This window comes from Streptomyces sp. NPDC088116, from assembly GCF_044741745.1.
GTDB lineage: Bacteria > Actinomycetota > Actinomycetes > Streptomycetales > Streptomycetaceae > Streptomyces.
In genome coordinates this window covers 79,493-93,126 of the sequence record NZ_JBIUTF010000009.1, presented here as the reverse complement: position 1 = coordinate 93,126, position 13,634 = coordinate 79,493, and the positions used below count along the sequence as shown (strand labels likewise).

The 13,634-nt window shown below is 70.0% G+C and carries 8 protein-coding genes; 2 read left to right on the top strand and 6 right to left on the bottom strand.

Features of this window, described 5'->3' with window-relative positions:
* The first annotated feature begins 182 nt into the window (after positions 1 to 182).
* A complete protein-coding gene (locus tag ACIOJD_RS31265) occupies positions 183 to 1,208 on the top strand; it encodes a LacI family DNA-binding transcriptional regulator (RefSeq protein WP_401919521.1) in 1,026 nt (341 codons plus the stop codon).
* Positions 1,209 to 1,243: 35 nt separating this feature from the next.
* Here the strand turns inward: ACIOJD_RS31265 and ACIOJD_RS31260 are convergent, their stop codons facing one another.
* From ACIOJD_RS31260 to ACIOJD_RS31235, 6 genes are all read right to left on the bottom strand, one after another.
* On the bottom strand, positions 1,244 to 1,951 hold the full coding sequence (locus ACIOJD_RS31260) for a hypothetical protein (RefSeq protein WP_401919520.1): 708 nt from the start codon (positions 1,949 to 1,951) through the stop codon (positions 1,244 to 1,246).
* A 178-nt stretch (positions 1,952 to 2,129) separates the two neighbouring features.
* Positions 2,130 to 4,106, bottom strand: coding sequence for a beta-galactosidase (locus ACIOJD_RS31255; protein ID WP_401919518.1), 1,977 nt, complete (start codon positions 4,104 to 4,106; stop codon positions 2,130 to 2,132).
* Entirely contained in the window at positions 4,106 to 6,322 is a 2,217-nt protein-coding gene (locus ACIOJD_RS31250; RefSeq protein WP_401919516.1) for a 1,4-beta-glucanase, read from the bottom strand. Before ACIOJD_RS31250 ends, ACIOJD_RS31255 begins: the two co-directional genes overlap by 1 nt.
* 59 nt (positions 6,323 to 6,381) lie before the next feature.
* Entirely contained in the window at positions 6,382 to 7,380 is a 999-nt protein-coding gene (locus ACIOJD_RS31245; RefSeq protein ID WP_401919514.1) for a carbohydrate ABC transporter permease, read from the bottom strand.
* Positions 7,377 to 8,459: an ABC transporter permease gene (locus tag ACIOJD_RS31240; protein ID WP_401919512.1), complete on the bottom strand. Its 1,083-nt coding sequence runs from the start codon at positions 8,457 to 8,459 to the stop codon at positions 7,377 to 7,379. Before ACIOJD_RS31240 ends, ACIOJD_RS31245 begins: the two co-directional genes overlap by 4 nt.
* Before the next feature lie 72 nt (positions 8,460 to 8,531).
* Complete coding sequence (locus ACIOJD_RS31235; RefSeq protein ID WP_401919511.1) at positions 8,532 to 10,205, bottom strand: extracellular solute-binding protein; 1,674 nt, start codon at positions 10,203 to 10,205, stop codon at positions 8,532 to 8,534.
* A 387-nt stretch (positions 10,206 to 10,592) separates the two neighbouring features.
* Here ACIOJD_RS31235 and ACIOJD_RS31230 point away from each other — a divergent pair, with 387 nt between their 5' ends.
* Complete coding sequence (locus ACIOJD_RS31230; protein ID WP_401919510.1) at positions 10,593 to 13,526, top strand: glycoside hydrolase family 3 C-terminal domain-containing protein; 2,934 nt, start codon at positions 10,593 to 10,595, stop codon at positions 13,524 to 13,526.
* Positions 13,527 to 13,634: the final 108 nt, after the last annotated feature.

The following is a 13,634-nucleotide window of genomic DNA, read 5'->3' as shown; positions in this document are numbered from 1 at the left end:
CGACTTCACTACGCTGCGCGAAGGGAGCGGATGCCCGCGCGTACGTATGTGTGGGCCAGGTGTCGAAGCGCTTCGATCCACCTATGGACAGGTCATAGTCGTGCGACTTAACCTCGAAGGCACATGCGTCGAAGCGCTTCACCGATGGAGTGCTTCACCGACGGTCTGCCCTGGAGAGCTGAATGGTCACCCTCGCCGATGTCGCTCAGCATGCCGGAGTCTCCGCCAGCACCGTGAGCTACGTCCTGAGCGGCAAGAGGTCCATCTCCACCACCACCCGCGAACGCGTCGAGCGCAGTATCGAGCAGCTCGGCTACCACCCCAACGCCGGGGCCCGCGCGCTGGCCAGCAGCCGGTCGAACATCATCGCGCTGATGATGCCGCTGCGCACCGACATGTACGTACCGGTGATGATGGAGATCGCCCTCGCCGTCGCCACCACCGCCCGCACCTTCGGCTACGACGTCCTGCTGCTGACCGGCGAGGAGGGGCCGACGGCCGTGCGCCGGATCGAGGGCAGCGCGCTCGCGGACGCGATGATCCTGATGGACGTCGAACTGCACGACGACCGGCTGCCGCCGCTGCGGGAGGCACACCGGCCCGCGGTTCTGATCGGGCTGCCCGCCGACACGGTCGGACTCAGCTGCGTGGACCTCGACTTCGCCGCGGCCGGCGCGCTGTGCGCCGATCATCTGGCCGGGCTCGGCCACCGGGAGATAGCCGTCATCGGCGAGGCGCCCGGGGTGTACGAGCGGCTCACCGGATTCGCCGAGCGCACACTCAGCGGGCTGCGCGAGCGCAGTCAGGAACTCGGCCTGCGGCTGCTGCACCGTCCCTGCGAGGGCAGTTACGCCGCTGTCTCCGCCACCGTCGGCCGGATCTTCGACGAACGCCCCGGCACCACCGCCTTCGTCGTCCAGAACGAGGCCGCCACCGACCCGCTGCTGGCCCTGCTGCGCCAGCAGCGCCGAGCCGTTCCGGAGGACGTCTCGGTGGTCGCGATCTGCCCCGATCAGGTGGCCGTCCATGCCTCCGTCCCGCTCACCTCGGTCGCCGTCCCGGCCCAGGAGATGGGGCGGCACGCGGTCGAGCAGGTGGTCGCCAAGCTCGCCGGGCGCGGCACCGACGAGGTTGTGCTGCTGAAGCCGGAGCTGACCGTACGGGAGAGCGCGGGTCCCCGGGCCGTGCCCGGGGACCCGCTGTCCTGAGTCCGTGTCAGGCTCCGTTCCGGACCGGGCCGACGTCAGCCGCCCGAGACGGAGAAGCTGTTCGTCGTGAAGTTCAGCCCGCCGGAGGACGAGGTGACCTCGTAGCCGAACTGGACGTCACCGATGGTCTCGTTGCCCCACCAGCCCTTGGTGTCCTTGATCCACTTGAGGATCGGCAGGATGTCCACCGTGCCGGAGTTGGAGTCCGACGTGCGCAGGAACGAGAAGACCTCGTTGCTGCCGTTGGTCCCCTTGTAGACGGTCCAGGTGTGGCCACCGAGTGTCGCCGTGCCCTGCGCGGTGCCGAGCGGGCCCACGGCGCCGTTGTAGTTCACCCAGAGCATGACCTCGTAGTCGTAGTCGCTGTCCCAGATGTCGTACGAGGTGTTGTAGGCACCCGCCGACGGCACCGTGACGTTGTAGCCGCTCCTGAGCGACGACAGGGAGTTGAGGGGCTTTCCGATCACCTTCTTGGCGTTGGGGTACGACTTGATGCCTCCGGTGTTCGGGTGGTTGGCCCACACGCCCCAGTTCGACGAGGAGTTGGCCCAGATGGTCTGGGAGCCCGCGCCCGAACCCCAGATGTTGTTGTAGAGGGTGTAGCCGTCGGAGGTGTTGTACGTGCCCCACTGGTCCGACGAGGACCAGACGGCCGCCTGAGCGGGGGCGGCGGCGAATCCGACGAGTGCGGCGAACGCGGCCGCGGGGGCGAGCAGCAGGCCGGTGAGGGTGCGACGTGCCATGGTGTCCCTTCCATGGGTGGGGGAGATACCGCGGCCTCGGGTGAGGCGGCGGCTCCGTCGGGCAGGGCCGAGGGGCCGACCGGATCGTGGACCGGTCGGACCGTGGGGGAGCCGGCGGAGGTCCGGGGCGCCCTCATGCGTTGCGCGTGCACGGGGGCGCGGGTTCGAGGGGCATGCGTCAGGCGGGTGTGCGCGCCCGCAGGAGGGCCACACCATGGCGTTCCAGCTCGACCGAGCCGTCCACGCACCGCTTGCCGAGCAGGTCCTGATGGCGGCCGGGGACCGGGACGGTGACACTCTTCGCGCCGTGGTTGAGGAGGAAGAGCAGCTCGCCGCGGCGTACCGCCTCCACCCCCTGGGGCAGTCCGTCCAGCACCGGCCGGGCGCCCGCGTCGCCCGCCACCCGGGCCAGCAGCGCCCGCAGCGCCGCCGGTTCGGGAAGCGTCGAGACGTACCACGCGCGGCCGTTGCGCACGATCGCCGGGAGCCCGGTCAGCTCCCCGCTCCCGTACGAGGCGACGGTCTCGCCCGTCGACACCTCCAGCTCCTCGGACCACAGGGTGGCGCTGAATCCGTCGCACTCCACGGTCTCGTCCGCGTCGAGCGGCCACCACTCGTGGACCGTACGGATACCGAACAGCTCGCGCAGCCGTGCGTCCATACCGCCCGCGCGCACCCGGTCGTCCTGGTCCGCGACGCCGGTCAGGAAGCCGGACACGAGCGTGCCCCCGTCCCGCACGTACCGGACCAGGTTGTCGATCGCGATGTCGTCCAGCAGGTACAGGTGTGGCACGACCACCAGCCGGTACGCGCTCAGATCGTGGTCGGGACGGGCGAAGGCCGTGGGGAGGTTCGACTCCCACAGGGCGCGGTGCCAGGAACGTACGATCTCCGGGTAGTCGACGTGCGCGGAGAGCCGGCCGTCCTGCTGGTCCGCCCACCAGGAGTCCCAGTCGTGCAGGATCGCGATCTCGCTCCGCACCCCGGTGCCCTCCAGGAGCGGCCCCAGCAGGGCGAGTTCGGACCCGATCCGCTTGACCTCCTGGAAGGTGCGGCCCTGTTCGCCCGCGTGACTCAGCATGCCGGAGTGGAACTTCTCGGCGCCCTGCCGCGACTGGCGCCACTGGAAGTAACAGATGGCGTCGGCGCCGTGGGCGACCGACTGGAGGGACCAGAGGCGGTTGAGGCCACGGGGCTTGGGATGGTTGACGCCCCGCCAGTTGACCGCCCCGGCGGCCTGCTCCAGCAGCGCCCACGGTCCCCGCGCCTGGGAACGTGTCATGTCACCGAGCATCGCGTTGTACTGGCCGCCGTGCGGGTCCCTCGGGTCCGGATAGAGGTCGACGGAGACGACATCCTCGTGCTCCGCCCACTTCCAGGCGTCCTGCCCGGACCAGAGCGGCATGAAATTGCTGGTCACAGGGGTCCGCGGCGTGTGCCGGGCGACGATGTCCCGTTCGGCCACGTAACACTCCAGCAGCGCGTCGGACGTGAAGCGCCGGAAGTCCAGCACCTGAGCCGGGTTCTTCATGTACTGGGCGCGGCGCGGCGGGATGATCTCGTCCCAGGTGTCGTAGCGCTGACTCCAGAAGGCGGTGCCCCACGCCTCGTTGAGCGCGTCGATCGTGCCGTGCCGCGCGCGCAGCCAGGTCCGGAAGTGGCGTGCCGTCTCGTCGCACCAGCAGTGGGTGCAGTACTCGTTGTTGATGTGCCACATGCGCAGCGCCGGATGTCCGCCGTACCGGGCCGCGAGATCCTCGGTGAGGGCGGCCGCGTAACCGCGGTAGACCGGTGAACTGGGGCAGAACTGCTGGCGCGAGCCCCACCACACCGTCCGGCCGTCCTCGTCGCGCGGCAGTGTCTCCGGGTGGCGCGAGCCCATCCAGGGCGGCGGGGAGCAGGTCGGCGTGGCCAGTACCACCCCGATGCCGTTCAGCCGCATCAGATCCATCAGCCGGTCCAGCCAGCCGAAGTCCCGTGCCCCGGGCCGGGGTTCGATCCTGGCCCAGGAGAAGACCCCCAGGGTGACGGAGTTGACGCCGGCCTCCTTCATCAGCCGTACGTCCTCCAGCCAGGTCTCCTCCGGCCACTGCTCGGGGTTGTAGTCGCCGCCGAAGAGGATGCGGCCACGTGTGGAGTCGTGCAGGGAAGGCATCAGGCGGGGTCTCCGTACTGGATGCCACGGCCGTTGGTGCCCAGGTACACCCGGCCGTGGACTCGGGGGTCGCCGGTGATCGTCTCGCCGGTCCATCCCCATTGATGGGTGTCGTCGTTGATCCGGGTCCAGCTCGCCCCGGTGTCGTCGGAGCGGTACACACCGACGAAGTTCTCCGTCGCGCCGGTCTGGAAGATCGCGGGATAACCGCCGGCCGTCGCGGACTTGCCGAAGCCGAGGGCGTACGAGCCCCAGCAACTGGTCACCTTGGTGAAGGAGGAGCCTCCGTCGGTGGACCGGTACAGACCGTTCCACTTGGCCGAGAGCCAGAGATCACCCGTCCGCCCCGGGGCCGCGGCGACGCGGAACTGGACGTCACCGGAGGGCAGTCCGCTCGCGCCCTTCACGAAGGTGGCGCCCGCGTCCGTGGACCGGTACACGGCGCCGCCGTCCGTGTCGTACACGTAGAACCGCGTGCGGTCCACGGGGTCGGCGACCGGCACCGCGCCCTTGGGGAACGTGGGCACCTCACGCCAGGTGGCACCGCTGTCGGTGGAGCGGAATCCGGGGTGTTTCGTGCCGTCCCAGTGGACGAACGACCACAGCAGGGTGGAGCCGTCGGCATTCACCGCGATCGGTCCGGGAGCGGTCGACGCGATCGCGGGCTGCGTCGCGAAGGGGCGCCAGCTCCTGCCGCCGTCCGTCGAGAGCGCGCCGTTGCCCTGGTCGCCCCAGCCGGCCCGGACGACAACGGCGGGCTTCAGCGCGGCCATCGCCAGGCCGGTCGCCGAGCCGAAGACCGGGTTCGAGGCCATGCCCCGGGACGGGGAGGCGGTCAGTGTGTCGTGGTACATCACCCCGATGTCGCCCAGGCCGCTGAGCAGCTGGGCGCCCCCGGCGGGCGGCGCGATCAACTGCCGTACCGCCGACTCCTCCAGACCCCGGATCTGCGGCGCCCAGTGCACCAGGTCGCGGGTCCCGAAGAGCGTCGCACCGGTCCCGTACACCAGGTGCCTGGAGTCGTACGGATCGATGCCGACGGCCTGGATCCACCAGCCGAACTTGGGTGCGGAACCACCCCAGTTGAGATACGGCGTCTCCCGGACGTCCAGCACTGCCGTGTCCTTGAGAGAGGTCCAGCTCCGGCCGCCGTCGGTGGACCGGTAGAGCGTGTCGACCGGGCCCCAGCGGTTGTTGGTGGTGACGACCACCGTGCCGGCGACCAGGGCGTCGACCGCCACGCCCCCGTAGCCGAAGGCGTCACCGCCCGACGGCTTGACGGGGGTCACATCGCTCCACGCCCCGGTGGCGGTGTCGAGCCGGTGGACGGCCCCGTCCGTCTGGTTGTTGGGACCCGGCGTGTTGGCGTACGTGACGTACAGGGAGCGGGTGTTGGTGTCGAAGGCAGCGCGGACCGGCACACGTGTGGCCGCGGAGGACGGCTGGCCGGGGACGGACTCCCATGTGACGCCGTCCCTCGTCCGGTACAGGGCGCTGCCGCCGTCGCCCCAGCCGGCGTAGACGACACGTTCGGCGGCCACGAGGAAGGTGATGCCCTGGCCGCTCGCGTTCGCCGCGGCGGGGAAGGACGCGGTGGCCCAAGTCGCTCCCCGGTCCGTGGACTTGAGCAGTCCGTCGTGCCGGGTGCCGAGATACAGGACGGCGCTGTCGCGCGGGTCGACGAGCAGCCGCTCGCCCGTGCCCCGGCCGTCCTCGTTGCCACCGAGCTTCACGGACAGGTCGGTACGTCTCCACGTGGCGCCCCGGTCCGCCGAGCGCAGCACGGCCCCGTTGCCCGCCCAGGACTGCGCGTACGCGCCGAGAGCGAGATACAGCCGGTCGGTGTCGGCCGGATCGACGGCGATGGCCTCGACGCCGAGCAGGTTGTAGTCGTCCCAGCCGAGGTGGTCGGTGAGCGCCGTCCAGCGCTGGGCCGTGTCGTCCCAGCGGTAGGCGCCGCCGATGTCGGTACGGGCGTAGGCGAGCCCCTTCACCTTGGGGTGGAAGAGCACTCCGGTGATGAACCCGGTGCCGCCGATGGCAGCCGTCCGCCAGGTGTACGCCTGCGCGGCCGCCACCCGGTCGGTGGCCCGGGGCGCGTGGGAGGACCGCGGCGCGGCGAGCGCGGACGGGCCGGTCAGGGCTACGGCCGCGGCCGCCCCTGAGGCCCCGGCCAGTACCGTACGTCTGCTGGGGCCCTGGTTCGGGTCGGACATGACGTCACCTTCCGTCGGTGGGGGAGTGCGAGCGGGGGTGGCACCCGTGGCGCGGTGGTTCAGCCCTTGACCGCGCCGGTGAGCATGCCTTTTCGGAAGTGCTTCTGGACGAAGGGCGAGGCGATCGCGACGGGCAGGAGCGCCATGACCATGACCGCCATCTGGACGGAGAGGGGGGACAGCCGGCCGGTCTTGATCTGCTGGCCGAGCCCGGTCGGTGGCTGCTGTTTCTGCACCAGTTGGATCATGACGTTCTGCAGCGGCATCATGCTCTGGTCCGTGAGGTAGATCGACGCGTTGAACCAGGCGCTCCAGTAACCGACCGCGTAGAACAGCGCGATCACCGCGATCACCGCGCGCGAGAGCGGCATGACGATCCGCCAGAGGATCCGCAGGTCGCCCGCGCCGTCGATCCGCGCGCTGTCGACGAGTTCCTGGGAGATGTTCATGAAGAACGAACGCAGGACCAGGATGTTGAAGACGCTCACCGCGCTCGGAAGGATCAGCGCCAGATAGGTGTCGGTCAGCCCGAGCGCCTGCACCAGGAGATACGTGGGGATCAGCCCGGCGCCGAAGAACAGGGTGGCCAGCAGCGTCATCAGGATCCAGCGGTGCCCGAGCGAGCCCGTACGGGAGAGTCCGTACGCGCACAGCACGGACACCGCCATGCTGAACAGCGTGCCCACGAGGGTCACCCCAAGGCTGACCAGGGCGGCGCGCTGCACCTGTCCGCCGCCGAGCAGCTCCTGGTACGCGACGAAGGTGATGTCCCTGGGCACGAGCACCAGTCCGCCGGCCGCCTGGATGGTCTGCCGTGACGAGAGGCTGGTGACGATCACGATCCAGAGCGGGAAGAGGATCACGAGACACGCGGCGGTCAGGGCGATCGCCTTGCCTGCGAGACCGGTCCTGGTGGGTGCCTCCTCCCAGACCGGGCGGGGCGGGGCGGCCCAGCGGGAGCGCGGGCGCGCCGGCTTGCCCGCGCGGGTGTGCGTGCCGGGGCGCGTCGCGGCGTCGGTGTCGGTGGAGGCGTCGGTGGCCGTGTCCGTGGCGCTCACTTTTTGTATACCCCCTGCTCGCCCATGAGGTGGGCCACCTTGTTGGCGGTGAGGACCAGGCCCAGACCGATGACGCCTTTGATCAGACCGGCCGCCGCCGCATAGCTGAAGTCCTGGTTCCGGATGCCCGTCCACCACACGAAGGTGTCCAGCACCTCCGCCGCGTCCCGTCCCACCGCGTCGCGCTGGAGCAGGATCTGCTCGAAGCCGACGGTCAGTGCGTCGCCGACCCGCAGCACCAGCAGCAGGGCGATCACCGGACGCAGGGCGGGCAGCGTGACATGCCACATCCGGCGCCGGCGGCCCGCCCCGTCCATGGCGGCGGCCTCGTACAGCTCGTTGTTGACCGAGGAGAGCGCGGCGAGGAAGACGATGATGCCCCACCCGGCGTCCTTCCAGACGCCCTCGGCCGTCAGCAGGAACTTGAAGATTCCCGGGTCGGTCATCAGGTCGAAGCCCTCGACGCCGTGCTGCCGCAGCGTCTGCGCGATGATGCCCGCGCCGCCGAAGATCTGCTGGAAGACGGTGACGACCAGCACCCAGGAGAAGAAGTGGGGCAGGTACATGACGGCCTGCGCCACGGCGCGCACCCGGGGCCTGATCACACTGTTGATCAGCAGCGCGAACACGATCGGGACCGGGAAGAAGAGCACCAGTTGGAGGAAGAACAGCACGAGGGTGTTCCGCACGGCGGCCCAGAACGCGGAGTCGGCGAAGATCCGCTCGAATTGGTCGAACCCGGTCCAGGGGCTCTCCAGCATGGCGACGAACCCGTTCGCGCTGAGATACGGGTCGTAGTCCTGGAAGGCCACCACATTGCCGAGGACCGGTATGTAGGTGAAGACCAGGACCAGCAGCACCGCCGGTACGGTCATCAGGAGCAGCGTCCGGTCCCGGCGCAGCCGGATCCTCAGACTCTGCTTCGGCGCCCGCTTCCCGTCCGGGGTCCGGCGCCCGGCCCTCGCCCGGTGCGTCTCCCTCCGCGGGGGCTCCCCGGGGACGGCCCCCGCCGGCCCGGCCCCGCCTTCGGGGCCGCCCTCCGGCGCGGGCCGCGCGTCCGGCACTGCGCTGTGCGACACGTGAACTCCTTGCGTCGTGCGTCGTTCGTTGCGTCGTTCGTTGCGTCGAAGTACGTCTGCTCGTGTCGTACGTCAGTTCGCGGCGGACCCGGAGGAGTCGAGCAGCTTCTTGTACCAGTCGCGCAGGTCGTCGCCGCCCCCGCGCTTCCAGTCGGAGACGGCCCGCTGTACATCGCTCAGCTTCTTCCGGCCGCGGATGACGTCGTCCTCCAACTGCTCGAAATCGTCTGCCAGATTGGTCCAGCGGTTGGGTTCGGTGATGGTCAGCCCGTAGAACGCGGTCTTCTTGGTGAAGGCCCCCATCCGCTGCTGCCACTCCACCTGGGCCCTGGCGATCCCGGGAAGGTCGGGATGGGCGATGTACGCGGTCGGGTCGCCGGTGTAGTCGAAGGCGCCGATGATCTCCTGGTTGCCCCGGTCGTTCTTGACGGGCAGCCCCTCGCGCATCGTGTAGTGCGTGCCCTCGACGCCGTAGTCGGTGAGCATGCGCTCCTTGGTGCCGTACGGAGCGGCGGTGAAGTTCGAGATGGCCAGGAAGTCCCTGATGAGCTTCTCGGACGAGCCCTTCTTGACGAACGCCCAGATGTTCGCGGGCTGTACGGCATGGAGCTCCGGGTCCCCGCCCGCGTGGCCGAAGATGTCCATCGCGGCTATCCGGAACTCACCCTTCCCGTTCTGCTCGGCGGTCCTGCCGTACCAGTCGGCGAGATTCTGGTTGTAGATCAGGACCTCACCGGCGGTGAACCGGTTGCCCGCGTCGCCCTGAACCGCCACGGCGTCGGGGTGGACGACACCGGCCGCGTACAGCTTGCGGGTCCACTCCAGGGCTTCGAGATACTCCGCGCTCTCGACGCGGTTGACCAGCTTGCCGTCGACAAGGTCCCACCACAGGGCCTTGTCGTCGCCCGGCCGGACACCGAACATGTTGAAGGCGGTCCACTTCAGGTCGTCGCAGGCCCAGACCTTCGACCTGGCGCTGGTGACATCCTTGGCCAGCGCGAGGAGTTCGGCGGCGCTCCCGGGGAGTTCGTAGCCCTTCTTGTCGAAGATGTCCTTGCGGTAGAAGGGCGCGATGCTGGTGACATACGAGGTGGGCATCGGGATACCGCGAAGGGCACCCCCGAAGATGGAGCGCTGCCAGGCATCCGTCGGGACGGCCGCCAGATTCGGGAAGTCCTTGACCTTGTCGCCGGAGAGGTAGGGCCCGAGGTCCTCGAACTTGGCGTTGACGGCGCCGGGAATCTTGCCGGAGAGATTCCAGCCGGGCAGGATCACCACATCGGGAATCTCGCTGGAGGCGAGCACGGCCCCCAGCTTCTCGTCGTAGGTGTTCCCGTCCTGGTTCTGCCAGACGGCCTTGACGCCTATCGCCTCGTTCATGGCCGTGTAGTAGGGGTTCGCACCGCTCGGCGGTGTGCCCCAGAACATCGACATGATCCTGATGGTGCTGCCCTTGCCGAGCTTCTCGGGTACGGACGTCCGCAGGTCCGCCGTGGCGACAGCCTTGGTGAATCCGGCCGCGGAGCCGTTCTTGGCGGGGATGTCGGGCGACACGACGGTCTGTGCCACGAAGGCGGGGAGGATCTTCCGCGCGTTCTTCCCGGAGGTGGTGCCCTCCTTCTTGCCGCTCTGCCCACCGCCACAGGCGGTCAGCAGCGGTGCCCCGCCCGCCACCGCGGCGGCGGCCACCGCCGTGGAGGCGAGAAAGCTTCTCCGGCTCGGGGCGGAGGAGGAGTTCTGCGTCATTGCATCAACCCTTCGTGGCGCGCCAGGACACCCGGCGGGAGCCCGCCGGTCGGCCGCGGTGTCATCGGTGGAACTGGCGTAACTGGCTGATCCGAGGCGGGCGTCGGAGAAGAACGGCCACCGGCTGCCTCGTCCTGAGTCGAAGCGCTTCGATGTTGCTGCGAGGTTAAGTGAACGCTTCCGGAGGCACAAGAGCCGATCCCAAGATTTCCCCATCACCGGTAGGACGTCCTCAACAGACCGTAAATGACGCATTGTTGCCGGAGGTAAAACGGTGGCCGGTTGCTCCGGTACGTCTTGACACCCGCGCACGGGAACCTGAGCATCGAAGCGCTTCGAAAGCCTTTCGACAGCTCCCGGCCCGCACTTCTCCAGGGAGAACCGCCCGTGACCGCAGACCAGCCGCCCTTCCGTGACCCGCGTCTTTCCCCCGGCGAACGCGTCGACGACCTGCTCGCGCGGCTGACGCTCGACGAAAAGACCGCCATGCTGCACCAGTTCGCGCCGGCGGTGGAGAGACTCGGCGTCGCGTCGTTCCGTACCGGTCAGGAGGCGCTGCACGGTGTGGCCTGGATGGGACCGGCGACGGTGTTCCCTCAGGCGGTCGGGCTCGGCGCGACCTGGAACGAGGACCTGGTACGCCGGGTCGGCGAGGCGGTGTCCTGCGAAGTACGGGCGATGCGCGCACGGGACGACCGGGTCGGGCTCAACGTCTGGGCGCCGACGGTCAATCTGCTGCGCCACCCGCTGTGGGGACGCAACGAGGAGGGCTACTCGGAGGACCCCGCGCTCACCGCGGCCACCGCCGTCGCCTACACCAGAGGCCTGCGGGGCGACCACCCCGCGTACTGGCGCACCGCGCCGGTCCTCAAACACTGGCTGGCGCACAACAACGAGACGGACCGGGCCACCACGTCCTCCTCGGTCCGTCCCCGCGTCCTGCACGAATACGATCTGCGCGCGTTCCGCGCGGCCGTCGAAGCGGGCACCGTGGCCGGTGTCATGCCCGCGTACAACCTGGTCAACGGGCGTCCCAACCACCTCTCGCCCTATCTGGGCGAGCACCTGCGCGGCTGGAGCGACCGGGAGCTGCTGGTCTGCTCCGACGCGGGCGCGCCCAGCAACCTGGTGGACGCCGAGGCCTACTTCGACACCCACGAGGAGGCCACCGCGGCGTCGCTGCGCGCGGGCGTCGACAGCTTCACCGATCACGGCACCGACGCGTCCGTCATGACCGGCCGGATCCGCGGGGCCCTGGAGCAGGGACTGATCGCCGAGAGCGACATCGACACCGCGGTACGGCGCCAGTTGACGGTGCGTTTCTCGCTCGGGGAGTTCGATCCGGAACTCGACCCGTACGGGGACGTGAAGGACTTCGACACCGCCAGACACCGGGCGCTCGCCCAGGAGGCCGCCGAGCAGTCCGTCGTCCTGCTCAAGAACGACGGTGTGCTGCCGGTCGCCTCCGGCCGGCGGGTCGCGGTCGTCGGCCTGCTCGCCGACGAGTGCAAACTCGACTGGTACAGCGGGACGTTGATCCACCGCTCCACCCCGCTCGACGCTCTGCGCGAGCGATTCGGCGCCGGACAGGTCACCTTCGCCGAAGGCGTGGACCGGGTGAAGCTGCGGGCCGCGACGGGCGGCTGGCTGCATGTCCCCGCCTCCGACGCGGCGGCCGGGGCGCGTGGCGCGCAGGGCGCGCTCGACCCGGCCCTGCTCGCCGGCCGTACCGATCTGCCCCCGCTGACCTGCGAGGAGGGTGCCACCGAACTCGCCCTGATCGACTGGGGCGACGGGCTGATCACGCTGCGCGCGCCGGACGGCCGCTATCTGTCGGTCGCGGAGGACGGTTACGTACGCGCCTCCGCCGACCAGCCCGGGGGCTGGGTGGTGCGGGAGACCTTCCGGTTCGAAGGGCAGGGGGAGGTGACGGGACAACAGGGGGACGAGACGGGACGACAGGAGAGTGAGACGGGACGACATGAGGGGGGACAGCTCCTCGTACACGCGGGCACCGGCCGGTATGTCTCAGTCGCCGCCGACGGCGTGAAGGTTGCCGATCAGGGCGAACGGTTCGAGATCGTCGTCGTGGAGCGCGGCGAGGACGCGGTGGCCCGTGCCGCGGCCGACGCGGATCTGGTCGTCGTCGTGGCGGGCAACGACCCGCACATCAACGGCCGTGAGACCGAGGACCGCCGCACCCTCGCCCTGCCGGAGCAGCAGGACCGGCTGTGGCGGGCCGCCCACGCGGCCAACCCGCACACCGTGCTGGTGATGGCCTCCGCGTACCCGTACGCCGTGCCGGACGCACACGACCGGCTCCCGGCGCTGCTGTGGACCGCGCACGGCGGCCAGGCGGCGGGCACCGCGCTGGCCAGGGTGCTGGCGGGCGACGTGTCACCGGCGGGGCGTCTGCCGCAGACCTGGTACGCGGCAGACGCCGACCTGCCCGACCCGCTCGACTACGACATCATCGGATCGCGCCAGACCTACCTCTACTTCGACGGCACACCGCTCTACGCCTTCGGTCACGGACTCTCGTACACCACCTTCGCCTATGACGGCCTGGTGGTGGAGACGACCGCCGATCCGCATTCCGGTCCCGCCGGTCCTGCCGAATCCGTTGTCTCCGAGGAGTGTGTGCGGGCGCGGGTGACCGTCACCAACACCGGCACATCCGCGGCCGACGAGGTGGTGCAGCTCTACGTCCGCGAGGCGCGGGCCCGCGTCCCGCGTCCGCACCGGCAACTCGTCGCCCACGCGCGCGTTCATCTCGTCGCGGGGGAGTCCCGGGATGTCGAACTGACCGTCCGGCTGAGGGAACTCGGCCATTACGACGTGGCGCACGGCCGCTGGATGGTGCCGGGCGGGGACTATGTCTTCGAGGCGGCCGCCTCCAGCGCGGACATCCGCCGATCCGTCGGCTGCACGATCGAGGGAGACACCCCGCGCGCCCGGTCCGTACGTACGGACGGCCTGGCCGCCGCCCGTTACGACGAACAGACCGGCACCGAGATCGTCGACCTGACCAAGGTGTCCGGCGACGCGGTGACCCCGGTCCGCCAGACCGGCGAACTGGTCTTCCGCGACTGCGACTTCGGGGAATCGGTGGTAGGAGTCGGTGTGGAGGTGGCGGGCGCGGGGTCGGTCGAACTCTCGCTGCCGGGCGGCAAGGCGGTCGCCGTGCTCGATGTCCCGGCGACCGGAGGACCGTACGACTACACCACCGTCCGCGCCAGGGTCCTGCTCTGTGGCGTGCAGGACCTGCACGCCACACTGCGCGGGCCCGTGCGGCTCGCGCGCATCGACTTCTCCGGCTGAGCGCCCGGTAGCCCGGTCGCCCGGGGCTACCGGGCTACCGGGCAGGCGGAGGCGAGTGGGCTCGCGCACGTTCCGGCGGGTGAGGACGCCGGGTGGGACGGCGGCGCC

What these genes read in the sequence shown, in the direction of transcription:
- ACIOJD_RS31265 (WP_401919521.1), top strand. Translation starts at nt 183, where the DNA reads ATGGTCACCCTCGCCGATGTCGCTCAGCATGCCGGAGTCTCCGCCAGC.
- ACIOJD_RS31260 (WP_401919520.1), bottom strand. Translation starts at nt 1,951, where the DNA reads ATGGCACGTCGCACCCTCACCGGCCTGCTGCTCGCCCCCGCGGCCGCG.
- ACIOJD_RS31255 (WP_401919518.1), bottom strand. Translation starts at nt 4,106, where the DNA reads ATGCCTTCCCTGCACGACTCCACACGTGGCCGCATCCTCTTCGGCGGC.
- ACIOJD_RS31250 (WP_401919516.1), bottom strand. Translation starts at nt 6,322, where the DNA reads ATGTCCGACCCGAACCAGGGCCCCAGCAGACGTACGGTACTGGCCGGG.
- ACIOJD_RS31235 (WP_401919511.1), bottom strand. Translation starts at nt 10,205, where the DNA reads ATGACGCAGAACTCCTCCTCCGCCCCGAGCCGGAGAAGCTTTCTCGCC.